The following is a 24,367-nucleotide window of genomic DNA, read 5'->3' as shown; positions in this document are numbered from 1 at the left end:
GATGATCAGATTGCGGGCTGGATGATGGTCCAGCCAAGGTCGGGGTTCTCACGAAAGGCAAAGCGTTCAAGATGGCTGGTCATCACCTCGATCACGCGATCCAGCTGGGTCCGGGTTTCGGCCGTGGCGACCATGCGAAGCCCCTTGTCCGATGCGGTCAGCTCGGCATGGCCGAAAGGCAGTTCGATGCGGCCGCTGCGTTCGTCGAATGTGACCGGAGCCTTGTGCCCGAAATGCTTGCACATCTGCCCCAGAAAACGTCCGGCGCGCGGGGTTTCGAAAGTCGTTTCCGCCTTCATGCGATTGCTCCTTCGCCTTGCCAACGAAAGATAGCCAAACGACATTGTTCCGTGTATCGCTTGAATGCGGAAGATACAGTTAAGTCAGGCGGAACAATGATCGACCAGCTGCGTCACATGGCCATCTTTGTGCGGGTGGTCGAGGAAGGGTCTTTTCGCGGTGCCGCCAGCGCGCTTGGCCTGTCGCCGTCGCGGGTCAGTCAGGCGGTGTCGGATCTGGAAAGCTGGCTTGGGGTCACGTTGCTGCATCGCACGACGCGCAAGATCGCGCTCAGCAGCGAGGGACGGATGTTTCATGCCCGCGCGGCGGACATGCTGCGCAGCGCCGAGGCCGGGTTGAACGAACTGAACGCCCTTTCGCTGGAACCCGTGGGGGCGTTGCGCATCTCGCTGCCGGCGTTTCTGGCATCCTCGGAACTGTCCAGCGCGATCGGAGAGTTCTCGCGCCGTCATCCCCATGTCGCGCTGTCCATCGCCTATAGCGACCACCGCCTTGGCCTGATGGAAGACGGGTTCGACATGAATGTGCGCGCGGGCTGGCTGGATGACAGTTCGATGATGTCGCGCAAGCTGGGCGAAAGCGCACGTGCGCTGGTCGCAGGCATCGACTATGCCGCGCGCCATCCCGCGCCGACCACCCCCGCCGATCTGGAAGATTGGGACTGGATCCGCTATCGCCAGCGGTCCGACATCACGACCCTGGAAGCACCCGACGGGCAGATCGTCAAGGTGACCGGCAAGTCGCGGCTGGAGGTCGACAATGTCGAGGCGATGTATCATTTCGCCTGCATCAACAGCGGCGTGACGGTCCTGCCCGAACATGTCGCCGCGCGGGGCGTTCAAGCCGGGCTGCTGACCAGACTGCTGCCGGACTGGCGGCTGAAACCGCTAGGCTTCTATGCCGTCTGGCCGGACAGCTCGCGCCGGCAAACCCTGACGCGGCTGCTGGTGCAGTTCCTGACAGATAGCCTGCAGGGGAAGTCGGCCACCACCCCGATCTGACATGACGGCCAGCGGACAGGCATCGCCCGCCCGGTGGCACGTTTGTCGATCTGGCGACGGCGGCTTACGGGATCTGAATGCCGATCTTGCCGACATGGCCCTTTTGCAGGAATGCCTCTTGTGCGCTGCGAATGTCGGCCAGCGGAAAGCTGTCGGCAATGACGGGCCGGATCTCGCCGCGTTCGATATATCCGACCAGATCGGTAAAGACACCGGGGTCCTGCCGCGTGCTGCCGATCAGCGTCTGATCCTTCAGATACAGCGTGCGCAGGTCCAGCTCCACGATCGGACCGGCAATCGCCCCCGAGGTGACATAGCGGCCACGTTGCGACAGCGCCGTTAGCAGTTCGGGCCAACGCGGGCCGCCCACAAGATCCAGAACCACGTCGAAGGCGTCATCCGGCAAGGCATCATCGCGATCCAGAATGGTATCCGCGCCAAGGGATCGCAGCGTGTCGGCCTTGGCGCGGCTGGTCACGGCGGTGACATGGGCGCCGCGACGCTTGGCAAGCTGGATCGCGGCGGACCCGACCCCGCCCGAGGCGCCAGTGATCAGCACATGTTCCTGCCCAAGGGCGGCACGCTGAATCATGCCCTCGGCGGTCGAGAAGGCACAGGGAAAGGACGCCAGTTCCAGATCGGAAAGCGGGCTGTCCACCGCGACGGCATGGTCGGTATCGACGGTGGCATATTGCGCGAAACCGCCATCCCGTTCAGACCCAAAGGTCACCAGATCATTCAGATCGTCGCTGGCGGTCGGGCGGTGCATCGGGCGCACCAGAACGCGCTGCCCGATCCGTGCGGCATCGACGCTCTCGCCCACGGCGACGATCCGGCCACAGCAATCTGCGCCCTGAATGCGCGGAAATGTCAGCGCGCCGGACCATGCGCCATCCGCATCAGACGCGCCGTCATAGCCCGTCGCGGCGGCCGAGTTCGTATCGCCGCGCACGGCCTTGGAATACCATCCTGTCCGTGTGTTCACATCGGTATTGTTGACCGCCGAGGCCCCGACCCGGATCAGCACTTCTCCGGCGGCGGGCTGCGGACGCGGCACGTCGCTGCGATACTCAAGGCGGTCAAGACCGCCATGGCCAGTCAGCAGAACAGCCTTCATCTTGTCGGGCAGGGTCATCCGGGGGGATCTCCTTCATTGGTAAAACGTTCGCTCTACTTGCCCATGTAGAACGAACCCTCTACATCGTCAAGCATGAGCGATATCCAAGAAAGAATTGCCGCCGGTCTGGAACAGGCCTTTGCCCGCCACGGCTTTGCCGAGCCAAGCGTCGATACGCTGCGCGACGCCGCCGGGGTCAGCCTGCGCACGCTGTATAAATACATGCCGTCGCGATCCGACATGATGCTGGCCGCGTTGGAACATAGGCATCGGCGCTATCTGAACCGGGTTCTGGATGATCTGCCGGTGGACCAGCAGGCGGCACGCGAGGCGCTGATGGATCGTGTCGCTGACTGGATGCGGACCGAAGCCAGCCACGGCTGCCTGTTTCATGCCGCCGTCGCGTCGGAACCCGGCAGCACCGCGCTGCGCGACCTGCTGGAACGCCACAAGCAAGAAGTCGCGTCCCGCGCCGCCCTTGCGACCGGCCTTGCAGGGCAAGAGATCGCGCTGCTGCTGATCCTGGAGGGGCTGACACAATCATGGCCCCTGCATGGCAAAAATGCCGTCGCCGCGGCCAAGGGGCTGGCAACCTCGCTGGCCTGAACCGGCCCGCCCACAGGCCCGCGCCTTTTGCCCCGCCGCGACCAGGCGATTACCGTATTATACCGAATTTCGGAAAACTGAACTCGGATAGGTGCTGTTTATATCGCTTCTGCAACCTGTATCTTCCTGTTCGTGCAAACCGCAACGGACGGGGGCCGACAGATGCGCGACGATATCGACAGCTTTCCGCAGATCAATCGCGGATATGACACGACCTTCCGCGCCGGGCGGCTAAGCCTGGGGCTGGTGGTGCCGATCACCGCCTATCGTGACAGCGCGGTGCCGGACATGGCCGGGCATCTTGCCCGCGTCCAGCGGGCCGAAGCGCTGGGTTTTCGCGCGGTCTGGTTGCGTGACGTGCCCTTCGATGTGCCCAGTTTCGGCGATGCGGGGCAATTGTTCGACCCCTTTACCTATCTGGGTTTTCTGGCGGGGCAGACGTCGCGGATTGCGCTGGGGGTCGCCTCGATCGTGCTGCCGCTGCGCCACCCGGCCCATGTGGCCAAGGCCGCCGCCAGCGTCGATGTCCTATCCGGCGGGCGGCTGATCCTTGGCGTGGCGTCGGGCGACCGCCCCGAGGAATATCCCGCGATGAACGCGGATTTCGACGGTCGCGATCAGGCATTCCGCGACGCGCTGGACTATATCCGCGCCATGGGCCAGCCAGCGCCGCGCATCGACAACAGTTTCGGCACCACGAATGGCACGGTCGAGATGTTGCCCAAACCGCAGGGCAACCGCCTGCCCCTGCTGATCACCGGATCCAGCCGCCAGTCGCCCGACTGGATCGCCGAACGGGGCGATGGCTGGATGACCTATCCCCGACCAGGGCAGGCGCAGGAACAGGTGCTTGCCCAGTGGCGTGCCCGCCTTGCCGCGTTGGGGCAGCCGCAGAAACCGGTTCTGCAACCGCTTTACATCGATCTGGCCGACAACCCCGAGGAAGGGCCGCAACCGATCCATCTGGGCGTGCGGACCGGACATCGCTGGCTGACCGCCTATCTGCATCAGTTGCAGGGAATGGGCGTCAACCATGTCGCGCTGAACCTGCGATTCAACCGCGCACCCATCGACGACACGCTGGACCGGCTTGCGCGGGACGTGCTGCCGCAGTTTTCCTGAAAGGAGACCGACATGAAGACCATCCTCGTCACCGGCGCCACACAGGGGCTTGGCCATGCAACCGCCGAAGCCCTGGCCCGTCAGGGGCACAGCCTGATCATCCACGGCCGCGACGCGGCCAAGTTGACGCAGACCGCGAACACGCTGCGCGAAACCGGCGTCTCGGTCGCGACCGAGTCTGCCGATCTGTCGGATCTGTCGCAGGTTGCGGCCATGGCACAGCGGCTGACCGCGACCCATCCGCGCATTGACGTACTGATCAACAATGCAGGCGTGCTTCGCACCGCAAGGACCGAGGCTGGCGGCCTTGATGTGCGCTTTGTGGTCAATACGCTGGCTTCGGCCCTGTTGGCGCGGCGCCTGCTGCCGGTGATCCCGCGGGATGGGCGCATCATTCACCTGTCTTCGGCCGCACAGGCACAGGTCGATCCGAAGGCCCTGGTGGGAAAAACCCGCCTTCGGGACATGGACGCCTATGCGCAAAGCAAGCTGGCGATCACATTGTGGAACCAGCATTTCGGTGACAGCCATCCCGATGGCCCCCTGTCGCTTGCGGTCAATCCGGGCTCGCTTCTGGCGACGCGGATGGTCCGCGAAGGCTTTGGTACATCGGGCAACGATCTGAACATCGGCGTCGATATCCTGATCCGTGCCGCGCTGACCGATGAATTCGCCACCGCCACTGGCCGCTATTTCGACAATGACGCGGGCCGGCTGGCCCGGCGCTATCCCGATGCGACCGCCGATGACATCGCCGCGCGGATCGACGCGCTGCTGACCGACCACCTCTGACACCCCGGAAGGAGATTTTCATGAAAGCGATGACCCTGACCGAATACGGCCCCGATGCCGCCTTTGTCGAAACCCAGATGCCGCGCCCGACGGCGACACCCGGACATGTCGTTCTTCGTGTGAAGGCCACCAGCGTCAATACCATCGACATGATGATCAAGGACATGGGCAGCGACCTGCCCCTGTCGCCCGCCCTGCCTGCCGTGCTTGGCATGGATTTCGCTGGCGTCATCGAGGAACTGGGCGACGGTGTGACCGGGTTTTCGGTCGGCGACGAGGTTTACGGCTGTGCCGGCGGGCTGGCCGATCTACAGGGCGCGTTGGCGGAATTCATGCTGGCCGACAGCCGCCTGATTGCCAGGAAACCGCAAAGCCTGTCCATGCGCGAGGCGGCCGCCCTGCCTCTGGTCGGGATCACCGCATGGGAGGCGCTGCACCGCGCCCGCGTCGATGCCGATCAGACGGTGCTTGTCCAGGGTGGCGCGGGCGGCGTCGGCCATATCGCGGTGCAACTTGCCCATCACCTGGGGGCACATGTCTCGGCCACCGGAACCGGCGCAGAGCAGATGCGCGTGATCAAGGGGTTCGGCGCCCGCCCCATCGACTTCAAGACCGCGAAGATCGACGATTACGTGGCCGAACATACCGGCGGCAAAGGCTTTGACGTGGTGTTCGACACCGTCGGCGGCCCCAACATGATCAACTCATTTGGGGCGGCCGCCTTGAACGCCCATGTCGCTACTACGGTTGCGCTGTCGGAAATCGACCTGAGCCCCGCGCATTTCAAGGGCCTGTCGCTGCATGTCGTGTTCATGCTGCTGCCGATGCTGCATGACGTCAACCGCGCCGCGCATGGCGAGATCCTGAACCGTCTGGCCGATCTGGTCGATGGCGGCGCGGTCAAGCCGCTGCTGGATGATCATCGCTTTGCCCTTGATCAGGTCGGCGACGCCTATGCGCGCCTGAAAAGCGGTCAGGCGCTTGGCAAGGTCGTTGTCGAGCTTTGATCCCTGCCGCCCGCCCCGGCATGTTCCGGGGCGGGATCTTTCCGGCCCCGATCACATGCAGGACATGACCCGCCGCCCCTGAGTGATGCCATTGGAACGCGCCGATTGATTTTTTAGACGGTACCGTCTATAAAATATCCATGACCCGCGCGCCCGACAGAATCGACGTTGAACCCACCCGCCGCGGGCGTCCCAGAACGGCGCCCGACCGGTCGCAGGCGCGGGCAAAGCTGATCGCTGCGGGCCTGATCCACCTGACGGAAAAAGGCTACACCGCCGCAGGCGTGGACGACGTTCTTGCCAGTTCGGGCGTGCCCAAGGGCAGCTTCTATTACCATTTTCAGAACAAGGCCGATTTCGGGCTGGCGCTGATCGAGGCCTATCACAACTATTTCCAGCGCAAGCTGGATGCCGCGCTGCTGACGCCCGACTTGCCGCCGTTGCAGCGGATCAAGGCCTTTACCGATGACGCCACAGCCGGAATGCGCAGGCACGGTTTTACGCGCGGCTGTCTGGTCGGCAATCTGGGACAGGAAATGGGCGCTTTGCCCGAAGAATTCCGCGACCGCCTGATCGCGGTGCTACAGGATTGGCAGAACCGCGTCGCGACCTGTCTGGAACTGGCTCAGGCCGAGGGAACGCTTGCGGTGCGCCATGATCCACATGCGCTGGCGGCGAATTTCTGGATCGGCTGGGAAGGTGCCGTGTTGCGGGCCAAGCTGGAACGCCGCGCCGACCCGCTGACCGGGTTTGCCGATTTCTTTCTGGAACATCTTACATCCTAAGGGGGGATCCACATGTTCGACGCCATCCTGATCGAGAAAGAGGGGGACGCGCAGTCCGTCTCGATCAAGCAGACCGACGAGGCGGCATTGCCGCAAGGCGATGTCACGGTCGAGATCGCCTTCTCGACCCTGAACTACAAGGATGCATTGGCGATCACCGGCGCGGGTCCGGTCGTGCGCGGCTTTCCGATGGTGCCCGGCATCGATTTTTCGGGGACCGTGTCGGACAGCGCCCATCCCGATTTCAAGCCCGGTGACAAGGTCGTGCTGAATGGCTGGGGCGTCGGTGAAAAGCATTGGGGCGGACTGGCCGGCAAGGCGCGCGTCAATGGTGACTGGCTGATCCACCTGCCCGACGGGATCGACATGCGGCAGGCAATGGCAATCGGCACGGCGGGATACACGGCGATGCTGTGCGTTCTGGCGCTGGAAAGGAACGGCGTCACCCCGAAGGACGGCGAGGTTCTGGTAACGGGTGCTGCCGGCGGTGTCGGCAGCGTGGCGACCGCGCTGCTGGCGGCCAGGGGCTATCACGTCGCGGCGGTGACCGGGCGGGAAGCTGAACATGACTATCTGCGCGGTCTGGGGGCGGGCAGCATCATCGACCGTCAGGATCTGACCGGCAAGCCGCGCCCGCTGGCCAGGGAACAATGGGCGGCAGCCATCGATGTGGCGGGCAGCACGGTTCTGGCGAATGTGCTGGCCGGGACCCGCTATGGCGGGACGGTCGCGGCCTGCGGTCTGGCGGCGGGGATGGATCTGCCCGCCTCGGTCGCGCCGTTCATCCTGCGCGGGGTAACGCTGGCCGGGGTCGACAGCGTGATGGTCCCCAAGCCGCGCCGGATCGAGGCATGGAACCGCCTTGCGAGCGATCTGGACATGGCCAAGCTAGAAGAGATGATCACCGAAATCCCGATGTCGGATGTGATCGGGACCGCACCGAAATTTCTGGAAGGACAGGTGCGCGGTCGGATCGTCGTCCCCATCGCATCCTGATCCGGCGTCAGGCCGGGCAAGCGTGGCATCGCCTGTCCTTGCCCGGCTGTCTAGCCGCGTGACGGCAGGATCAGGATTGCGCGGAAATCATTCACATTGGTCAGTGTCGGTCCGGTGACAATCTGGTCGTCAATCGCCGCAAAGAAGCTGTGCGCGTCATTGCGGGCCAGTGCGGCAGTCGGGTCGATGCCCTGTTCCCGCGCGGTGATCAGCGTTCGCGGACCGGCATAGGCCCCGGCCACCTCGGCCGCGCCATCGACGCCATCGGTATCGCAGGCCAGAACGTGGATGTCGGGATGCCCGTTCAGTTCCAGCGCCGCCGCCAGCGTGAATTCGGCATTGGGGCCACCGACGCCATCGCCCCGGCGCGTCACCGTGCATTCACCGCCCGACAGCAGCAGCAGGGGCTTGCCCGTTGCCTGCACGTGATCGGTCAGCGACAGCGCCAGCCGCGCCTGTTCCGCGCCCAGATCGCGGGCCTCGCCCTCCAACGCATCGCCAAGGGTCCGCACCTCGCACCCGGCGGTTTCTGCGGCATCGCGCGCGACCGCCAGGGATTGCGACGGCGCCGCGATGATCCGGGTTTCCGCAGTTTCCAGCCGCGCATCGTCGGGCGACACGACAGTAGAAGGCCGGCCAAGGACGGACCGCACCTGCGGCGACAGGTCGATCCCGTATTTCCGCAGGATCGCCTGAACATCGGCGGGGCTGCTGGTTTCGCCCACCGTCGGCCCCGAGGCGATCTGCCCCGGATCGTCGCCGGGAACATCCGAGATCAGCAATGTCAGCAATCGCGCCGGATGGCAGGCCGCCGCCAGCCGCCCGCCTTTGACCGCGCTAAGATGCTTGCGCACGACATTCATCTGACCGATGGGCGCGCCCGATGCCAGCAGCGCCCGGTTGACCGCCATCTTGTCATCCAGCGTCAGCCCCTGCGCCGGAGCGCATAACAAGGCCGACCCGCCCCCCGAAATCAGCGCAAGGACCAGATCGTCCGGCCCAAGCCCGGCCACCAGATCCAGCAGCCGTCGCGTCGCCGCCACCCCGGCCTCATCGGGCACGGGATGGGCGGCCTCGGCGATCTGGATGCCCTGACATTCGCGGGCATAGCCATAGCGCGTGATCACCAGCCCCTCGCAGGGGCCGTAATGCGCCTCGACCGCCTCGGCCATGCGGGCGCTGGCTTTGCCGGCACCGATCACCACCAACCGCCCTTTCGGACGCTGCGGCAGATGCGCGGCTACGACCCGCATGGGATCGGCCGCCTCAACCGCCAGACCGAAAAGGCCCGAAAGAAAACAGCTTGGATCGGCCGAGGCAGAGACAGGCATCGATCAGCACAGCCAGTTGCGATAGTCGCTGACCAGAAGATGCGTCGGATCGACATCCTCTTCGATCTGGGCAAAGCGGCCGATGGGCTCGCGGAAGATATTGTCGGTCTCGTCGTCGTTGACGGTCGAGACCTCGCCGATCAGAACATCGCCGCCCTCGCCCCAGAAGGCGTGCCAGTCGCCGGGGCGCAACGTCACGCTTTCACCCGGCGCGAAGCGCAGCTTTTCGCCCGGTGCGTAATCGCGACGGATGCCGTCGCACCAGACGGTGCCGCCGCGATCCTCGGCAAAGCGGCCCTGATCGTCCGAGCCGTAAAGCTCGATCACCATCGTCGCGCCGCCGCGGTTGATGATGTCCTCGGCCTTCAGCGCATGGGTGTGCATCGGCGACAGTTGATCCTGCCGCGAAATCAGCAGCTTTTCCGCATAGCACATGCCCCCGCCTTTTTGCAGATCCGACAGCAGGCCGTTGCGCAGGGTGAACAGGAACAGGCCCATCTCGTCGAACCGGCCATCGCCGTAATCGGTGATATCCCAACCGCAGCGCGCATCGATCACGTGACGCGCCGCATCGCGGCGGGATCTGAACTCGTCCGGCGTCCAATAGGCGAAGGGTGGCAGGGTAAAGCCATGGCTGCGGATCATGTCATCCGCCTGTGCCATGATCTCGTTGATACGAGAGCGTTTCATGCGATCAACTCGTGCGAGCTAAGGATTTCGATTACCATGGCGGCCGTCCAGGTAAAGCGCCCGCCGCCACAGGCTTCTCCGGTGATGGGATCGTAATATTCGGCAAAGCCGCCTTCTTCAATCAGGCGCAGGCAATCGGCCATGATGCGGTTGACCATCTGCATCTCGCCCGCGGCCTCCAGCCCGTTGGCGATCATGAAATTCACGATCAGCCAGACCGGCCCGCGCCAATAGCGCAGCCCTTCGAATTCAGGCGCCGTGGGGTCGTGGCTGGGCACCAGATATTCACAGCTTTCGGCAAGCGTGGCGATGCGGCGACCGATTGCGGCGGCGCGGTCTTGCGGGATCGGCGCAAAGACGGCCAGAATGCCGCCGATCGAGGCGCTTTGGATCTGTTTTCCGGTTATCCGGTCCAGACACAGATACTGGCCCAGATCCTCGTTCCACAGGGTTTCCATTGCGGCGATGCCCCGGTCGGCCATGTCGCGCGATTCCTGCGCGATCTGATCCATGCCAAGGCGGGCGGCCAGATCGGCAAGATCGCGGCAGGACCGGATCAGGATCGCGTTGAAACCGGGATCGATCACCTGGAAGGGCGACGCGTCATGCAGCTTGCTGTTGTCCCAGTTCAGGCTGCGGAATTTCTGCACCAGCCAGATATAGCGCTTGTACTGTTCGTCGGTCGGACGATGCGCCGGGTTGGCATGGGTCGTGTCGCGGCGGGTAAAGGGGATCACACCCTCGGTCGGGACGCGGGTGAAGGCATCGTCCCAATCGACCGAGTTGTCGCGCCCCGATTCCCAGGGATGCAGCAACGCGACAAGGCCGCTGCCTTTGGGATCGCGGGCGCGGTAGAACCATTGATGCCAGGCATGGATTTTCGGGATCATCGCCCGCGCCTGACGGTCGGCCAGCGCCTTGTCCCGTGCGCGGTCGTGAATGCGGGCCACGGCGAAGCCCGCCACCGGCGGCTGGGTGATGCCCGTGGTCGGCACCGGACGGTTCGTGCCCCAGATTTCGGGGCCCGGAAAATAGCCGTCATCGGGCTTGTGGAAGATGATATGCGGGACCATCCCGTCATCCCACTGATGGGCCAGCAGGGTGTCGATCTCGGTCCAGGCGCGGGCTTCGTCGAATTGCGAAAAGCCAAGCGCGCTCAGCGCCGAATCCCAGTTCCACTGGAACGGATACAGCCCCTGCGTGGGGACCGTGTAGGTGCCACGGTCATTGTCGCGCATGATCTGGCGCGCGTGGTCGATCATTTCGTGTTTCTGCATGGATAGGCCTCAGGCGACGGCGCGCGTGGTATCGGGATCGAACCAGCGCACCCGGTCGGGTTGCGGAGCAAGGGTAAGGGTATCGCCGGGTTTCACGGTCATGTCGCTGTCCAGAACGGCACGGAACAGCGCGCCATCGATATCGCACGTCACCAGCAGGTGCGCACCAAGCGGTTCGACCACCTTGGCCCGTGCGGTCAGGCCGCTATCGGCAAGGCGCAGATCCTCGGGGCGGATGGCAAAGTTCAGCGCCTTGTTCTTTTGCGGACCGTCGATGACCTGCCCGCCGACCGCCCATTTGCCGGCGCCTTTCGGCGTCGCGGGCAGGAAGTTCATCGGCGGATTGCCGATGAAGCCTGCGACGAATTCCGCGGCGGGGTTGCGATACACCTCCAACGGGGTGGCGGCCTGAACGATCTCGCCCTTGTGCATGACGCTGATCCGGTCGGCCATCGACATCGCCTCGACCTGGTCATGGGTGACATAGATCGCGGTGGTGTTGCTTTCGGCCAGAACGCCTTTCAGTTCGGCCCGCATCTCCATGCGCAGCAGCGCATCGAGGTTCGACAGCGGTTCATCCATCAGGATCACGTCCGGCTCCATCGCCAGGGCGCGGGCCACGGCGACGCGCTGACGCTGCCCGCCGGACAATTCACCGGAATAGCGTTTCAGCAACTGATCGATATGCATCAATCCGGCGGTCCGTTCGACGCGGCGCTTCACCTCGTCATTGGGCAGCTTCTGCATCCGCAGACCAAAGCCGATATTCTCGAACACGGTCAGATGCGGAAAGACGGCATAGTTCTGAAAGACCATGGCGATGCCGCGATCCTTGGGCGGCAGGTGATCCACGCGGCGACCGCCGATCCAGACCTCGCCCGTGGTCGCGGTTTCCAGCCCCGCGATGATGCGCAGCAAGGTGGTCTTGCCACAGCCCGAGGCCCCAAGCAGGACCATGAATTCCTGGTCCTGAATGGTCAGGTTGATGTCATGCAGCGCGGTATAGGCGCCGAAGGTCTTGGCAACGTTCTTGATTTCGATAACAGCCATAATCCTGGTTCCTTTTCGTCGCCCCGCCTCAGCGGTTGGCGATGCCCCACATGGCAAACAGGTATTTGCGCACGGCAAAGATGAAGATCAGCGCCGGCACCACGAGGATGAATCCGCCCGCGAATTTCAGGTGCAGCGGCGCCTCGCCAAGGGTCTGCAACAGGAAGGCGGTCAGGGTCCGGTTCTCGATGGTCAGCACGGCGGCGGCAAAGACCTCGTTCCACGAGATCACGAAGGCAAAGATCGCGCTGGCGGTGATGCCCGGCAGGATCAGCGGCAGCACCACCTTGGTAAAGGCGGTCAGCCGGGTGCAGCCCAATGTCCAGGCGGCCTCTTCCAGTTCGATCGGGATGCCCGAAAACAGCGAGAAGGTGATAAGCACCGCGAACGGGATCGCCAGCGTCGTGTGCACCAGCGCCAGACCCAGCGCGGTATCGTCCAGCCCGGTGCGGATAAACAGCACCGCAAGCGGCAGCGCCAGCAGCGGCAGCGGAAAGGCGCGCGTCAGCAGGATCAGCAGGCGGAACAGTTCCTTGCCGCGGAAATCGAACCGCGACAGCGCATAGCCCGCCGGGGCCCCGATCAGGATCGACAGCACCATCGTCAGCGCCGCCACGATGATCGAGTTCTTCAGCGCCGACAGCATCCCCCCGAAATTGGCAAAGAAGGTCAGGCTGCCAAGATCGAAGGCCGGAAAGAAGGACTTGGGAAAGCTGTTCACCGCCTCGGGCGAGGACAGGGTATTGATCAGCAGGAAATACAGCGGCACCAGCACCCAGGCGCATAGCAGCACCACGGCGGCCAGATAGACGATGCGCCCCGCCTTGCGCGCGTCCTGCGGATTGGCGTCGGTCGTGACGGCGGTCATATCGTTGCTCCTTTCGGGACGCGCAGGGCGCGCAGGATGACAAGGGTGAACACGATCGAGATCCCCAAGACGATCAGCGCAAGCGCCGCCGCCGCATTGCCGTTCTGCAGGTCGAACTGATAGGAATAGATCTCACCCATCAGAACCGGGAACAGCGTGCCGCCCAGGGCCGCAACCACCGCGAACACCTCGAAGGCAAGAACCACGCGCAGGATCAGCGCCGTCTGCAGCGAGGGGCGCAGCAAGGGCAGCGTCACCCGCAGGAACCGCTGCCAGGGCGATGCGCCGAACACCTCGGCCGCTTCGTAATATTCCTTGGGGATCAGGCCGATGCCGGCGACAAGAATGACCAGCATGATCGCCGTCGCGCGCCAGATTTCGGCCAGCGCAATCGCCACGAACACCATCATCGGGTTCTGATAGCTGAGGAAATTGACCGGCTGATCGACAAGGCCAAGCCCGCTCATCATGGAATTCAGGAAGCCCGACTGTTCAAAGATCGCCAGCCAGATGATGCCCGCCGCAAGATCCGAAATGCCAAGCGGGATCGTCCAGACATACAGGACAAGATCGCGCCCCTTCTTCATCCGGTTGACCATCGTCGCCATCAGCAGCGCCAGCGCCAGCTGAACCGGCACCACGGCGGCCGCCAGCAGCATCGTGTTCTTCAGCGAGATCGGAAATTTCCAGTGGCTCGCCACGTCGCGGAAATTGGCAAAGGTGAATTCTGCGCCCTGCGTGAACGCCTGTTTCGCCACAAGGGCAAAAGGATACAGGAAGAACACGGCCAGGAACAAGGTCACCGGCAGGATCAGGACATAGGGAAGCAATCGAGCGTTCATGGATCCGCTCCTTCAGGGGTCGCGCATGCGCCGGGTGATTGACGGGATAAGGTGGCCCGGGCCGTGATGGCCCGAACCGGGGTCGGTGACGACGGGGCGCGTCACTCGACCGGGCAAGGACCTTCGGAAGCGGCATCAGGGGCCCAGCAGGGCGCGCCGGTTTCTTCCATGATCCTGGCAAGGGTCTTTTTCTGGTCTTCCAGAACCGCGTCGATCGGCTGACCGGCCAGGATGATCCGCTCGAACGTGTCGACGAAGACGCGGTCGAAATCACCGCCCCGATCGCCCAGTCCCGCAGGCAGCAGACCCGGATTGGCGTCAGGGGCCGCGCTCATCTTGGCGACGGCATCGCCTGCGGCACGAACCGAGGGCGGCAGATCGTCGGGCAGTTCGACATCGACGACCGGGAAGAAATTCGTGGCCCGCAGCGTCGCGATCTGGGTTTCTGGCTGCATCATGTAGCCGACCAGCGCCTTGGCGGCATCCATGTCAGGCGCGGTGCGCGGAATGGCAAGACCCGCCAGGACCGGCATGAACCCGCGACCGGTCGGACCGGCAGGCGCCGGGAAGGCCACGAAATCGTCGGGACGTTCGTTGAAGGCCTGCGCCAGCCGCGAGGTGTGGTCGAACACGATCCAAGCGTCGCCCGACAGCAGCTGTTCCTGCATGAACGAGAAATTGGTCGAGGCCGGGTTGGTATGGGACCACAGTTCGCTGAACTTTTCCCACGCAGTCACGGCCTCGGGCGAGGCGAAGGTCCGCACCACACCGTCGGTATAGGACGGATACAGATAACCCTGGAAAAAGCGGTGTTTCAGACCCTTGGGCCCTGCGGGAAAGCCGAATTTCTTTTCGCCGGTCGCCTCTTCGACATTGGCGGTCCATGCGATCAGCTGGTCATAGGTCAGCGCATTGATATCGGCGCCCTCGGGCAGATATTGCAGCGCCTCCTTGTTGGCGGCCATGATATAGCTGGCCTGCATCCAGGGGATATACTGCATCTGATCGGTGCCCAGCATCGCCAGCGAATTGAATGTATCGCTGACCGAGGACAGGCCAAGATCGCCCAGATCCTGCAGGTCATCGGGGTTCATCGCCGAGAAATTGCCATGCAGCGCGCCCATCACCTCGATCGAGCCCTGCCCGGCCTCAAGCTCGGCCTTGATGCGGGTCAGCCAGGGGCCGTCCTCGTTCGGCTGATAGTCGACGCCGCCGTCAAAGCCCGACAGCACGGTGTCACGCATCGCCTGCGCCTCTTCGACGGGGCGGGCCTGCGTGGACCAGAACAGCACCTCGGCCTGTGCGGCCGTCGCGGCGCAAAGGATGGCAAGGCCCGAAACCGCGCCGGAAAGTTTGGAAATTAGCGTCATGAAGTCCTCCCTTGGCATGACGGCGACCGACCTCCTCGTCGATGCGCCCCTATGGGCCAACCGTCGCGGCACCGCGCCACGTCCGGCAAACCCATCTGATCGCAGACCCGCCCCCTTTTCAGATTGGGGTTACCGAATCCTCGCGACTGACCCATAGTTTGATATAACGATATACCTTCTGTCAAACGAATATGCGCGGCCCGTCGCAAAGCCCCCTCAGAATCACAGCCATCGCTTGATTTTCACATGATATCGCGGCACATATTGTGCCTAATCGTTCTACCAGAAGGCCGTTCCATGTCGGGCAAACCCACGCTTGCGACAGTCGCAGAAAAGGCAGGCGTGTCGGTGCCCACGGTCAGCCAGGTCCTGCGCGGAACCGGGCGCATTTCCGAACAGACCCGCGACAAGGTGCTGAAGGCGGCGCAACTGCTGCATTACGTCCCCGATTCCCGCGCAGCCGCGATGCGGTCGGGCGAGAACCGGGAAATCGGCTTTGTCATCAATCAGTTGATGAACCCCTTCAACGCCGAGGTGGTGTCCGGCGTCGTCGATCTGCTGGAGGCCGAAGGTTATATGGTCAGCATCGTCGATACGCGCGACGACGCCGACCGGCAGGATCGTCAGTTGCAGGCCTTTATCCGGCACGGGCGTGGCGGCCTGCTATGGGTGCCGGCGATGAACACGCCCGACGCAAGTTTCGACCTTCTGGCGACGCATGGCATTCCGACTGTCACGTTCCTGCGCCATGTCCGGCCCGAACTGGATCACGTGGGGATCCGCAATGCCGAAGGCACGGCCGCCGCGACCAATCACCTTGCCGATCTGGGCCATTGCCGGATCGTCTATCTGGGCGGGACCGGCATGCCCATCGTGCGGCGCGAGCGTATTCGGGGCTATCGCAAGGTGATGTCCGAACGCGGCCTTGGCCCCGGACTGATCTGGGATTGTGAGGGCGACAAGCTGGCCGGGATGGATGCGATGACGGCTCTGCTGCAGGCGCATCCCGACGTTACCGCCCTCGTCTGCAACGGCGATATGGTCGCCCTTGGCGCAAGTCTGGCCCTGTTGCGCCTTGGGTTGCAGCCGGGTCGCGACCTGTCCATCGTGGGCTTTGACGACATTCAGGACGCCGCCGTGGCGACACCGCCTTTGACGACCATGTCGGTATCACCGCAAAAGCTGGGCCGTCGTCTGGCGCGTGCGTTGCTGGACAGGATCGAGGATCCGACGATGCCGCCCACGGTATCGGAACTGACGGCACGACTGGTGGTGCGGGACACGACCGCACCCCCGGCCAGGCCCGTTCAGCAAAAACCGGGATAGGCCTGCTGCCTGACCGCGCTTTCGACCATGGATGCCAGCGTGATCAGGTCAAAGATCGGCAGGCCGAATTCCTGTTGCAAACCATGCGCATAGGGCGGCAGATCGGTGCATTCCAGCACCAGCGCCCCGATCCGCGGCTCGCGCGCCAGCAGCGCCCTGGTTGCCGCGTGCAACTCCGCCCGCACCTTGTCCAGATCCATATCGTCGCGGTCGTTGCGCAGAATGACGGCGCTGAATTCTTCGCAATCCTGCAGTCCCTGAACGACGATCGGCACATGCTGTGCGCCGACCCCGGCCAGATGCCGGTCGGTCAGGGCCGGGGCGCTGGCGGTCAGGACGCCGACCGGTGCGCGAGTCATCTGGTGGACAAGCGGCAGCTGGATCAGCGACGACAGAAAGACGGGGACCGAGACGGCCTCGGCGATCTGGCGCTGAAACAGGGCCAGAAACCCGCATGATCCGGTGATCGCCCGCACACCCTGCCGTTCCAGATTGCGCGCACCCTCGCAAAGCCGGTCGATCATCGCGTCGCTGGGATTGTTCAGCAATTCGGGCACGGTGATCCCGTGCAGAACCTCGTAGCAGCTGGTGAAGGGCAGGCTTGACGGGTTCTTGATATGGCCCGGAGGCTTTGGGAAATAGCTTTCCAACGACAGAACCCCGACCGACAGGCCGCAAATGTTCCGTCCACCCTTGGTGACTGCCATGACGATGCTTCTCCCTTCCTAAAACCGGTCCAGACGGAACGGCGACAGATCGATCGAGGTCGGCTGACCCGCTGCAAGCTGGGCAATCAGCCGTCCCGTGGGTGCGCCGCCCGACAGGCCAAGATGGCTGTGCCCGAATGCCAGAAGCACGTTACGATGCCCCGGCGCATGACCGATCACCGGCAGGGAATCCGGCAATGAGGGGCGATGCCCCATCCATTCACCCGCCTCGCCCACGCGCAGATCGGGGAACATCTCGCGGCCAAGGGTCGCAAGGTTCTTGGCGCGGCGATAATCCGGCGGCGGCTTGAGGCCCGCCAGTTCGACCGTACCCGCCAGCCGCAACCCCCCTTCCATGGTCGAGGCGACGACCATGCGCCCGGCCTCCATCAGGGTGTTGTTGATGGTCACGCCGGGATCGCGGATGGTCAGGTGATAGCCCCGCTCGGTCTCTAGCGGGACATGCTGACCCATCGTTTTCAGCAATTGCGCAGACCAGGCCCCGGCGGCGATCACCACCCGGCGAAAGCGCCGCGTGCCATCGCTGCAATGCAGGTCGACGCCGTCCAGATCGGGGCTGACGGCGCGAATATCGGCGCGGTGGATCACGCCCCCCTGATGCAGCACACGTTCGGTCAACAGGCTCAGCAGGCGCTGTGGTTCGGTCGTGCGCCCCTGCCCCTCGGTCAGGATCGCGGCCTGATAATCATGCGACAGGTCGGGTTCGACCTCGCGCAGCTCGCCGGCATTGATCTTGTGCAGCCGGGCCCCGCGTTCGCGCCGCAGACGCCAGCCAAGCGCGCCCAGATCGGCCTTTGCCGCGTCGCGATACAGCGTGACATAGACACAGCGCCGGATCAGATCCAACTGGCCGGTCGGGCGCAGCAGATCCTCGTACAGGTCGACCACAGGCGCATAAAGCGCGCGCAACGCGTCCGCCTGACGTTCGACCCGCGCAAGCCGGCCCGAGGCCAGAAAGCGCAGCAACCACGGGGCCGCGACGGGCAGATGCGCTGCCCGCACCGCCATGGGCCCCAGCGGGTCGATCAGCCAGCCCGGCACCGATTTCCACAGGCCGGGCACGGATTCCGGCACGCAGGACCAGGGCGACAGGTTGCCCGCATTGCCGTAAGAGGCCCGCTGTTCGTCGTCCCCGGCGCGGTCGATGATCTGCACCCGGAACCCCTGTTCCTGCAGATACAGCGCACAGCATATCCCAATGATCCCACCGCCAATGATTGCGGTGACGTTGTCGTCCCGTGACATGTCTTTTCCCGAAGATGTTCTGCAGTCGCCGAAAGGCGCGGGCACCCCGGAAAAAGGGGCGCCCGCGTCGGATCAGTTCGACATTTTCGCCGCGGCGTCGGTCATGATGCCATAGGTCTGACGCATGTCATCGATCCAATCCTGACCGTGGCGATAATCGACCGTCGCGCCCATATTGGCGAACGCCTCGATCACCTTGGGATCCTGCATCGCTTTGGTGGAAGCCTCGATCAGGGTATCGACCACCTCTTGCGGGACATCCTTCGGGGCGAAAATGCCCGACCAGCCTTCGAAATCGCCGGTAACGCCCAGATCGGCAAAGCTGGGCACATCGGGATAGGCGTCCGATGCCGTGTTCACCGCCAAAAGACGCGCTGCCCCCGATTTCAGATGCGGATCGAAGGCCGGGGGAAAAGAGACCGCGCTGTCGATATGCCCGCCGATCAGCGACACCATGGATTCCGACGTGGTGTTCGCATGGACATAGTTCACCTGATAGTCGGCCTGATCGGCGATGATGCTGGCCAGGATGGTCCCCGACGAGGCCGCACCCCACGACCCCTGCGTCACGGTCTGTTCCTTGGTCCCGGCCACGAAACCGGCAAAGTCCTGATACGGGCTGTCGGCCTTGACCAGCAGGCCAAGCGGAACCGAGGACAGTTTCACGACCGGGGTGAAGCTGTCGAAATCATAGGGAACCTGCGCGAAATTCGGCGTGACCAGCACATTGCTGAGACCCGCATTCAAAAGCGTATAGCCATCGGGCTTGGCATTGGCGACCTCGGTCGTGCCCACGACGCCGGTGCCCCCGACCTTGTTGATGACGGCAACCGGCACGCCCAGCACCTCTTCCATCGCATCGGCCCAGACACGGGTGGTCAGGTCGGAATCGCCCCCCGCACCCCAAGGCACGATTACCTTGATCGGCTTTTCGGGATATTCGGCCAGCGCGGGCGCGGCCAGCATGGTCAGGGCGGTGGAACCGGCCGCGATCAGCTTTAGCAAGGTCATGTCAGTCACTCCTGTTGAGATGTTATTCAGCGGCAGCAAGGGCCGCTGCTTTTCGACGTCCGCGCCGGTTCGACCGGATGGCCGAAACCACCGACAGAACCGACAATCCGATAAAGATCCACCCGATGGGCGAAGCCAGCATCCGCAGGTAATCGCCCCCCACGATCGACACCGCCTGATCCAGGTTCTGTTCCAGAAGCGGCATCAGGATGAACCCGATGATGAAGGCGGCGGGGTTCAGCCCGACCAGCCGCATCCCGTAGCCCAGCAGCGTAAAGACCATCAGGATCATCACGTCGGACAGGCTTTGATTGGCGGTAAAGGCGCCCACGACCGCAAAGACGGTCACGCAGGGAAAGATGAAATAGGGCGGGACCGAGGCGACACGCATCCACAGCGGAAACCCAAAGCGGGCAATGACCAGCAGGAACAGATCGACCAGCAGGAACCCCGCGAAGATCGCGTAGATCACATCGGTATGTTCATAGAAGATCGTCGGCCCCGGCGTGATCCCGTGGATCAGGAAAGCCCCCATCAGCAGCGCGGTCACGTCATCGCCCGGAATGCTGAGCGTCAGCATCGGGATCATGCTGGACCCGCAGACCGCATTGTTCGAGGATTCAGCCGCGGCGATGCCGTGAAGCGAGCCCTTGCCGAATTCCTCGGGGTTCTTCGAACTGCGCTTGGCCTCGCCATAGGCCAGAAAGGCCGCCGCGCTGGACCCAAGCCCCGGCAGCGCGCCGATGACCGTCCCGATCCCCGAGGATTTGATGATCGTGCCCAGCACAGACCGGTATTCGCGCAGGCTGACGCGGCTATCGGCAGGGTCGTCCGAAACTTTCAGAACCAGATCCTGATGCGGTGTCTTGCGGCGGCGGACCGCGTCGATCACCTCGGGCATGACCAGAACGCCGATCAGCACCGGAAGGAAAGTAAAGCCGCTCATCAGATCGGGAATGCCGAAGGTCAGCCGCACCGCACCGGTCAGCGACGACATGCCGACCATTGCGAACATCATCCCCAGGCAGCAGGACAGCAAGCCGCGAGGCACCGATTCCCCCGTCATCGAACCGACGACCGTGAAGGCAAAGACCAGCAACCAGACCTTTTCGATCGGACCCGCCTGCAAAGAGATCAGCGAGATCGGCGCCGCCACGAAAATCAGCACCAGCGTCGCCAGCATCTCGCCCGTGACCGAGGCATAAAGCGACATGCACAGCGCCTTGCCCGCCTTGCCGCTGCGTGCCAGCGCGTGACCATCCAGCGAGGTCAGGAACGAGGCCGCCGCCCCCGGCGTGTTGATCAGAATCGCCGAGATTGAACCGCCATAGATCCCGGCCTTGTAGACGGCCAGCAGCATGGTGATCCCGACGATCGGATCGACATAGAAGGTCAGCGGCAGGATGATCGCGATGGCCATGATCGCCGAGATGCCGGGAATGGCGCCAAACACGATACCGACACAGACACCCAGCACGATCCCCAGCAGCGGACCTGCGGACATGACGGTGGCAAAGCCTTGAAAGATATTGCTGAACATCACGACCTCAGAACGACCATTCGGGCAGGTAGACGCGGATCAGTTCGCGGCAGCCATAGAAGATGATTGTGGGCGTGATCAGCGACATCGCCAGGATCGGCATCCATGACCGACCACCCAACAGCACCGCCACGGCAAGGATCACGGCGGGCGTCGCGACCAGAAAGCCAAGGATTGGCAGCGCCCACCAATAGGCAGTGAAGATCGCGATATAGATCACGACCCCGTCCAGCCCTTCGGCCTCGATCAGTTCGGTCGGCAATAGCGGGCGGTCCTGCAGGATGCCGCGCAGCGACGGCAGCCCGATCATCAGCGAAAACAGGATAATCAGCGAGGCCACCACGCGCGGCATCAGCATCGAACCCAGCTGCGTTTCCACCCCGCCCTGCGCCAGCCCATCCAGCGTCAGGATCAGGACCCCGGCCACGATCAGCACCGAACACAGGATCACATCCAGATGCCGGCGTGTCATGATCGACACCTGGATCCGGGAAACGCATTCGGGCATGGACCGGCGCGATGCCAAAGCGGCACCCCGGTCGCCATCATCTGTACGACCATCATTCCTCGACGCCTGTCGCGCCGCCCCTGTTGTTCAGCCTCGCCGTTGATCGGCGTCTTGTTTTCTGTGATCAAGCTTTGATCAAACTGTCATATAAAAGCAAATTTGAAATTTTTTGCTTTCCAACGATTTTTCTTATGGGCACCCTGAGCGCAGGATTTCAGGGGGCCGCATGAACAGCAAGCAACTGACCGTCTTTCACGAGGTGATGCGCTGCGGATCCTTCAGCGAGGCCGCGCGCAACCTGAACCGCACCCAACCCGCGATCAGCGCGATGGTCGCCAATCTGGAACAGGAACTGGGCTACAAGCTGTTCATCCGCCGTTCGGGTCAATTGCTGCCCGTTCCCGAAGCGCATTATCTTTTCGCCGAAACCCAAGACATCATGGACCGGATGCGCACGGTCGAAATGAACATGAAGCGCGTCGGCGAACTGGAACAGGGACAGTTGCGGATGGTGTCGATGCCCGGCCCCTCGGTCGTGCTGATCCCGCGGCTGATCGCGCGTTTCGCCAGCACGCGCACGGGTCTGAACATCGCGCTGCTGACGCGCAGCTCGGCCCAGGTGCGTCACCTGATCGCGACGCAACAATTCGACGTGGGGCTTGCGGATTGGAGCGATGAGGACATCCCCGACAATGGCCTGCTGACGCATGACCGCGTGACATTGAACTGCGTCTGCGCCTTGCCTGCGGGCGATCCTCTGGCCGCGCGGCCCGTCATTGCCCCGCAGGATCTGCGTGAACGCGATCTGGCGGCACTGTATCCGGGCCATGTCACCTATCGCCTGACCTCGCAGGCCTTTGCACAGGCGGGCGTTCCCTTCCATCCCCGGTTCGAGACGCAGTATTTCTATCCGCTGCTGTCCTTTGTCGAGACAGGGCTGGCTTGCGCCGTGGTCGATCAGCTGACCGCCGAAAGCTATCGGCTGGCCCATCCCGAACACCCGCAAGTGGTCTTTCGCCCCTTCGCCCCGGTGGTGCCGTTTTCCGTGGCCATCGTGACGCCGATGCACCGCCCCCTGTCGCGGATCTCGCAGGCTTTCGCGGCGACCCTGAAACGCGAACTTGAAAGCTATGTCACGCCCGCCGCCACCTGAACCGACCGCCTAGCCCGATTTCAGCGCGGCCAGAACCCTCCTTGCGGCGGCGACGACCGGATCGTGGGTTTCCCTGAGGATCTGCACCCGATCAAACCGTTCCGGATCGCGGGTGACGGCCTCGCGCAGCGATTGGCCGAAGGCCATGCGCAGTTCGGTCCCGATATTGAACTTGCAGATGGCCGATCCGCGCGCCAGCGTGCTGCGCTGCGCCACCGGCACGCCCGATCCGCCGTGGATCACCAGGGGCACATCGGTCACGGCCTCGATCGCGCGGATGCGGCCTTCGTCCAGGCCGCCTTCCTTCTGCCGCTGCAGATGGACATTCCCGACCGAGATGGCCATCGCGTCCACGCCGGTTTCCAAGGCAAATCGCGCGGCCTCGTCCGGGTCGGTTCCGGCGGAATCATCGCCGCCGGAATAGCCGACAAAGCCGATCTCGCCCTCGCAGGACACGCCCGCCGCATGGGCCATCTGCACGATCTCGCGGGTCTGGGCGATGTTCTCGTCCAGGGGTTTGCGCGATCCGTCGAACATGACCGAGGTGAACCCGCACGCGATCGCCTCGCGGCATTCCTCGACGGTATAGCCGTGATCCAGATGCGCCACGACCGGGACCGAGGCGTGCTGCGCCAGGTGCCGGAACATCGCGCCCAGCACCGGCAGCGGCGTATGCGCGCGGCAGCCCGGGCCAGCCTGAAGGATCACGGGGCAATCCTCGGCCTCGGCGGCGGCGACGAAGGCGCGCATGTCCTCCCACCCCAAGGTCACGAGGCCCGCGACGGCATAACCGCCCCGCAGCGCAGGTTGCAGCACCTCGGCAAGGGTCACGAGGCTCATTTGAACTTGCTCACCATGTCCATGATGCCGGGGATCGTGTGCAACTGGTGCGCATGGGTCGGCTGGAAATGCTGCTTCAGGCTGCGCTGGCTGAAACCGCCGAGGATGGTGAAATAATACATCTGGTAACCCGGCAGCACCGCGCAGGGATGATAGCCCTTGTCGAGGCAGATCGTCGATCCGTCCACGATGTGATAGGCATCGCCCGGCTTGCCATCCTCGCGCTGGAGCATCTGCAGGCCGGACCCGTAATTCGGCTTGAAGCGGAAATTGTAGGTCTCGTCATGGCGCGTTTCGGCCATGCTGCCATCGTCGGCCTTGCGGTCGGTGTCGTGCTTGTGGCTGGGAAAGCCGGACCAGCCGCCCTCGCCCACCGTGAACAGCTCCGAGACCAGCAGTCGACCCACGCGGTCATGGTGGTTCGACCCCAGGATGTGCTTGATCTTGCGGTGGGTCTTGGTGTCGTCGGACCCGTATTGCACCACGTCCAGATCGGCGGCGCGGACGTCGAAGGGCTCCAGCACGCGGTCGTATTTCGCGCCGGCGACAAAGATCTCGGCCTGCGGGGACTTGCAGGTCAACCGGACCTTCGCCCCGACCGGAACATAGACGCCCTCGGGCTCTCCGTCCCAGACATCCTCGGTCCGGTTGCCCAGATCGGGGTAATGCGCGCCATCGACGGCGACATCGACGGTGCCCGTCGCGGGCACGACGCAGGTCTCGTAGCCCGGCACGGCATAGTCGAAATGCTGGCCCTGCGTCAGCTTCACGATGTTGAAATAGTTCAGCGGAACCAGCCCGTCGTCGATATCGACGATGGGTTCGTTGCGGTTGTCATAGGGGGCGATATGCATGGGTCTTT

25 protein-coding genes are annotated in these 24,367 nt (G+C 63.7%); 9 read left to right on the top strand and 16 right to left on the bottom strand.

Annotated features, from left to right (window positions below):
* Nucleotides 1-5: 5 nt before the first annotated feature.
* Complete coding sequence (locus BMX67_RS15870; RefSeq protein ID WP_090737100.1) at nucleotides 6-299, bottom strand: DUF2218 domain-containing protein; 294 nt, start codon at nucleotides 297-299, stop codon at nucleotides 6-8.
* Nucleotides 300-395: 96 nt separating this feature from the next.
* Here BMX67_RS15870 and BMX67_RS15865 point away from each other — a divergent pair, with 96 nt between their 5' ends.
* Entirely contained in the window at nucleotides 396-1,301 is a 906-nt protein-coding gene (locus tag BMX67_RS15865; protein ID WP_090737098.1) for a LysR family transcriptional regulator, read from the top strand.
* 64 nt (nucleotides 1,302-1,365) lie between these two features.
* Here BMX67_RS15865 and BMX67_RS15860 read toward each other — a convergent pair whose 3' ends face one another.
* Nucleotides 1,366-2,436, bottom strand: a complete 1,071-nt coding sequence (locus BMX67_RS15860; protein WP_090737096.1) for an alcohol dehydrogenase family protein — start codon at nucleotides 2,434-2,436, stop codon at nucleotides 1,366-1,368.
* Between the two features lie 75 nt (nucleotides 2,437-2,511).
* Here BMX67_RS15860 and BMX67_RS15855 point away from each other — a divergent pair, with 75 nt between their 5' ends.
* The 6 genes from BMX67_RS15855 to acuI all read left to right on the top strand — a co-directional run bounded on the left by BMX67_RS15855 (nucleotide 2,512) and on the right by acuI (nucleotide 7,726).
* Nucleotides 2,512-3,024 (top strand): TetR/AcrR family transcriptional regulator, encoded by a 513-nt coding sequence (locus tag BMX67_RS15855; RefSeq protein ID WP_090737095.1) that lies wholly within the window; start codon nucleotides 2,512-2,514, stop codon nucleotides 3,022-3,024.
* A gap of 162 nt (nucleotides 3,025-3,186) precedes the next feature.
* Nucleotides 3,187-4,146 carry an LLM class oxidoreductase gene (locus BMX67_RS15850; RefSeq protein WP_090737093.1) on the top strand — a complete coding sequence of 320 codons (960 nt, stop codon included), beginning with the start codon at nucleotides 3,187-3,189 and terminating at the stop codon, nucleotides 4,144-4,146.
* Between the two features lie 12 nt (nucleotides 4,147-4,158).
* Entirely contained in the window at nucleotides 4,159-4,938 is a 780-nt protein-coding gene (locus BMX67_RS15845) for an SDR family NAD(P)-dependent oxidoreductase (protein WP_090737091.1), read from the top strand.
* Nucleotides 4,939-4,958: 20 nt separating this feature from the next.
* Entirely contained in the window at nucleotides 4,959-5,945 is a 987-nt protein-coding gene (locus BMX67_RS15840; RefSeq protein ID WP_090737089.1) for a zinc-dependent alcohol dehydrogenase family protein, read from the top strand.
* 140 nt (nucleotides 5,946-6,085) lie between these two features.
* Nucleotides 6,086-6,730, top strand: coding sequence for an acrylate utilization transcriptional regulator AcuR (acuR, locus tag BMX67_RS15835; RefSeq protein WP_090737087.1), 645 nt, complete (start codon nucleotides 6,086-6,088; stop codon nucleotides 6,728-6,730).
* Nucleotides 6,731-6,742: 12 nt separating this feature from the next.
* The gene (gene acuI / locus BMX67_RS15830) at nucleotides 6,743-7,726 is read left to right on the top strand and encodes an acrylyl-CoA reductase (NADPH) (protein ID WP_090737084.1); all 984 of its coding nucleotides are present in this window, start codon (nucleotides 6,743-6,745) and stop codon (nucleotides 7,724-7,726) included.
* A 50-nt stretch (nucleotides 7,727-7,776) separates the two neighbouring features.
* Here acuI and BMX67_RS15825 read toward each other — a convergent pair whose 3' ends face one another.
* The 7 genes from BMX67_RS15825 to BMX67_RS15795 form a co-directional block, all read right to left on the bottom strand.
* Nucleotides 7,777-9,057 carry a glycerate kinase type-2 family protein gene (locus tag BMX67_RS15825; RefSeq protein WP_090737082.1) on the bottom strand — a complete coding sequence of 427 codons (1,281 nt, stop codon included), beginning with the start codon at nucleotides 9,055-9,057 and terminating at the stop codon, nucleotides 7,777-7,779.
* 3 nt (nucleotides 9,058-9,060) lie between these two features.
* Nucleotides 9,061-9,747: a D-lyxose/D-mannose family sugar isomerase gene (locus BMX67_RS15820; RefSeq protein WP_090737079.1), complete on the bottom strand. Its 687-nt coding sequence runs from the start codon at nucleotides 9,745-9,747 to the stop codon at nucleotides 9,061-9,063.
* Nucleotides 9,744-11,024, bottom strand: a complete 1,281-nt coding sequence (locus BMX67_RS15815; RefSeq protein WP_090737077.1) for an amylo-alpha-1,6-glucosidase — start codon at nucleotides 11,022-11,024, stop codon at nucleotides 9,744-9,746. Before BMX67_RS15815 ends, BMX67_RS15820 begins: the two co-directional genes overlap by 4 nt.
* 9 nt (nucleotides 11,025-11,033) lie before the next feature.
* Entirely contained in the window at nucleotides 11,034-12,074 is a 1,041-nt protein-coding gene (locus BMX67_RS15810) for an ABC transporter ATP-binding protein (protein WP_090737075.1), read from the bottom strand.
* Nucleotides 12,075-12,102: 28 nt separating this feature from the next.
* On the bottom strand, nucleotides 12,103-12,942 hold the full coding sequence (locus BMX67_RS15805) for a carbohydrate ABC transporter permease (protein ID WP_090737073.1): 840 nt from the start codon (nucleotides 12,940-12,942) through the stop codon (nucleotides 12,103-12,105).
* Nucleotides 12,939-13,784 (bottom strand): carbohydrate ABC transporter permease, encoded by an 846-nt coding sequence (locus tag BMX67_RS15800; RefSeq protein WP_090737072.1) that lies wholly within the window; start codon nucleotides 13,782-13,784, stop codon nucleotides 12,939-12,941. Before BMX67_RS15800 ends, BMX67_RS15805 begins: the two co-directional genes overlap by 4 nt.
* Nucleotides 13,785-13,885: 101 nt before the next feature.
* Nucleotides 13,886-15,154: an ABC transporter substrate-binding protein gene (locus tag BMX67_RS15795; protein WP_090737070.1), complete on the bottom strand. Its 1,269-nt coding sequence runs from the start codon at nucleotides 15,152-15,154 to the stop codon at nucleotides 13,886-13,888.
* A gap of 297 nt (nucleotides 15,155-15,451) precedes the next feature.
* On the opposite strand from BMX67_RS15795, the gene BMX67_RS15790 reads away from it, so the two are divergent.
* Entirely contained in the window at nucleotides 15,452-16,480 is a 1,029-nt protein-coding gene (locus BMX67_RS15790; RefSeq protein ID WP_090737068.1) for a LacI family DNA-binding transcriptional regulator, read from the top strand.
* Here the strand turns inward: BMX67_RS15790 and BMX67_RS15785 are convergent.
* The 5 genes from BMX67_RS15785 to BMX67_RS15765 all read right to left on the bottom strand — a co-directional run bounded on the left by BMX67_RS15785 (nucleotide 16,462) and on the right by BMX67_RS15765 (nucleotide 21,476).
* Nucleotides 16,462-17,187: an aspartate/glutamate racemase family protein gene (locus BMX67_RS15785; protein ID WP_090737066.1), complete on the bottom strand. Its 726-nt coding sequence runs from the start codon at nucleotides 17,185-17,187 to the stop codon at nucleotides 16,462-16,464. The two genes, BMX67_RS15790 and BMX67_RS15785, sit on opposite strands and share 19 nt — an antisense overlap.
* A gap of 18 nt (nucleotides 17,188-17,205) precedes the next feature.
* A complete protein-coding gene (locus tag BMX67_RS15780; protein WP_090737064.1) occupies nucleotides 17,206-18,453 on the bottom strand; it encodes an NAD(P)/FAD-dependent oxidoreductase in 1,248 nt (415 codons plus the stop codon).
* Between the two features lie 72 nt (nucleotides 18,454-18,525).
* Nucleotides 18,526-19,464 carry a Bug family tripartite tricarboxylate transporter substrate binding protein gene (locus BMX67_RS15775; RefSeq protein WP_090737062.1) on the bottom strand — a complete coding sequence of 313 codons (939 nt, stop codon included), beginning with the start codon at nucleotides 19,462-19,464 and terminating at the stop codon, nucleotides 18,526-18,528.
* 22 nt (nucleotides 19,465-19,486) lie between these two features.
* A complete protein-coding gene (locus BMX67_RS15770) occupies nucleotides 19,487-21,004 on the bottom strand; it encodes a tripartite tricarboxylate transporter permease (protein ID WP_090737060.1) in 1,518 nt (505 codons plus the stop codon).
* A 7-nt stretch (nucleotides 21,005-21,011) separates the two neighbouring features.
* A complete protein-coding gene (locus tag BMX67_RS15765) occupies nucleotides 21,012-21,476 on the bottom strand; it encodes a tripartite tricarboxylate transporter TctB family protein (protein ID WP_217645883.1) in 465 nt (154 codons plus the stop codon).
* A 262-nt stretch (nucleotides 21,477-21,738) separates the two neighbouring features.
* Here BMX67_RS15765 and BMX67_RS15760 point away from each other — a divergent pair, with 262 nt between their 5' ends.
* Nucleotides 21,739-22,665 carry a LysR substrate-binding domain-containing protein gene (locus tag BMX67_RS15760; protein ID WP_090737058.1) on the top strand — a complete coding sequence of 309 codons (927 nt, stop codon included), beginning with the start codon at nucleotides 21,739-21,741 and terminating at the stop codon, nucleotides 22,663-22,665.
* 9 nt (nucleotides 22,666-22,674) lie between these two features.
* Here the strand turns inward: BMX67_RS15760 and BMX67_RS15755 are convergent, their stop codons facing one another.
* On the bottom strand, nucleotides 22,675-23,505 hold the full coding sequence (locus BMX67_RS15755) for a class II fructose-bisphosphate aldolase (RefSeq protein WP_090737056.1): 831 nt from the start codon (nucleotides 23,503-23,505) through the stop codon (nucleotides 22,675-22,677).
* Entirely contained in the window at nucleotides 23,502-24,359 is an 858-nt protein-coding gene (locus BMX67_RS15750) for a 5-deoxy-glucuronate isomerase (protein ID WP_090737054.1), read from the bottom strand. Before BMX67_RS15750 ends, BMX67_RS15755 begins: the two co-directional genes overlap by 4 nt.
* Nucleotides 24,360-24,367: the final 8 nt, after the last annotated feature.

The organism is Paracoccus homiensis (assembly GCF_900111675.1).
Classification (GTDB): Bacteria; Pseudomonadota; Alphaproteobacteria; order Rhodobacterales; family Rhodobacteraceae; genus Paracoccus; species Paracoccus homiensis.
The sequence above is the reverse complement of the archived record's forward strand: the minus strand, read 5'-3'. Positions and strand labels throughout refer to the sequence as shown.

Excerpts from the sequence above, each read along its gene's own strand:
- BMX67_RS15870 (WP_090737100.1), bottom strand. The coding sequence starts at position 299 with ATGAAGGCGGAAACGACTTTCGAAACCCCGCGCGCCGGACGTTTTCTG.
- BMX67_RS15865 (WP_090737098.1), top strand. The coding sequence starts at position 396 with ATGATCGACCAGCTGCGTCACATGGCCATCTTTGTGCGGGTGGTCGAG.
- BMX67_RS15860 (WP_090737096.1), bottom strand. The coding sequence starts at position 2,436 with ATGACCCTGCCCGACAAGATGAAGGCTGTTCTGCTGACTGGCCATGGC.
- BMX67_RS15855 (WP_090737095.1), top strand. The coding sequence starts at position 2,512 with ATGAGCGATATCCAAGAAAGAATTGCCGCCGGTCTGGAACAGGCCTTT.
- BMX67_RS15850 (WP_090737093.1), top strand. The coding sequence starts at position 3,187 with ATGCGCGACGATATCGACAGCTTTCCGCAGATCAATCGCGGATATGAC.
- BMX67_RS15845 (WP_090737091.1), top strand. The coding sequence starts at position 4,159 with ATGAAGACCATCCTCGTCACCGGCGCCACACAGGGGCTTGGCCATGCA.
- BMX67_RS15840 (WP_090737089.1), top strand. The coding sequence starts at position 4,959 with ATGAAAGCGATGACCCTGACCGAATACGGCCCCGATGCCGCCTTTGTC.
- acuR (WP_090737087.1), top strand. The coding sequence starts at position 6,086 with ATGACCCGCGCGCCCGACAGAATCGACGTTGAACCCACCCGCCGCGGG.
- acuI (WP_090737084.1), top strand. The coding sequence starts at position 6,743 with ATGTTCGACGCCATCCTGATCGAGAAAGAGGGGGACGCGCAGTCCGTC.
- BMX67_RS15825 (WP_090737082.1), bottom strand. The coding sequence starts at position 9,057 with ATGCCTGTCTCTGCCTCGGCCGATCCAAGCTGTTTTCTTTCGGGCCTT.
- BMX67_RS15820 (WP_090737079.1), bottom strand. The coding sequence starts at position 9,747 with ATGAAACGCTCTCGTATCAACGAGATCATGGCACAGGCGGATGACATG.
- BMX67_RS15815 (WP_090737077.1), bottom strand. The coding sequence starts at position 11,024 with ATGCAGAAACACGAAATGATCGACCACGCGCGCCAGATCATGCGCGAC.
- BMX67_RS15810 (WP_090737075.1), bottom strand. The coding sequence starts at position 12,074 with ATGGCTGTTATCGAAATCAAGAACGTTGCCAAGACCTTCGGCGCCTAT.
- BMX67_RS15805 (WP_090737073.1), bottom strand. The coding sequence starts at position 12,942 with ATGACCGCCGTCACGACCGACGCCAATCCGCAGGACGCGCGCAAGGCG.
- BMX67_RS15800 (WP_090737072.1), bottom strand. The coding sequence starts at position 13,784 with ATGAACGCTCGATTGCTTCCCTATGTCCTGATCCTGCCGGTGACCTTG.
- BMX67_RS15795 (WP_090737070.1), bottom strand. The coding sequence starts at position 15,154 with ATGACGCTAATTTCCAAACTTTCCGGCGCGGTTTCGGGCCTTGCCATC.
- BMX67_RS15790 (WP_090737068.1), top strand. The coding sequence starts at position 15,452 with ATGTCGGGCAAACCCACGCTTGCGACAGTCGCAGAAAAGGCAGGCGTG.
- BMX67_RS15785 (WP_090737066.1), bottom strand. The coding sequence starts at position 17,187 with ATGGCAGTCACCAAGGGTGGACGGAACATTTGCGGCCTGTCGGTCGGG.
- BMX67_RS15780 (WP_090737064.1), bottom strand. The coding sequence starts at position 18,453 with ATGTCACGGGACGACAACGTCACCGCAATCATTGGCGGTGGGATCATT.
- BMX67_RS15775 (WP_090737062.1), bottom strand. The coding sequence starts at position 19,464 with ATGACCTTGCTAAAGCTGATCGCGGCCGGTTCCACCGCCCTGACCATG.
- BMX67_RS15770 (WP_090737060.1), bottom strand. The coding sequence starts at position 21,004 with ATGTTCAGCAATATCTTTCAAGGCTTTGCCACCGTCATGTCCGCAGGT.
- BMX67_RS15765 (WP_217645883.1), bottom strand. The coding sequence starts at position 21,476 with ATGACACGCCGGCATCTGGATGTGATCCTGTGTTCGGTGCTGATCGTG.
- BMX67_RS15760 (WP_090737058.1), top strand. The coding sequence starts at position 21,739 with ATGAACAGCAAGCAACTGACCGTCTTTCACGAGGTGATGCGCTGCGGA.
- BMX67_RS15755 (WP_090737056.1), bottom strand. The coding sequence starts at position 23,505 with ATGAGCCTCGTGACCCTTGCCGAGGTGCTGCAACCTGCGCTGCGGGGC.
- BMX67_RS15750 (WP_090737054.1), bottom strand. The coding sequence starts at position 24,359 with ATGCATATCGCCCCCTATGACAACCGCAACGAACCCATCGTCGATATC.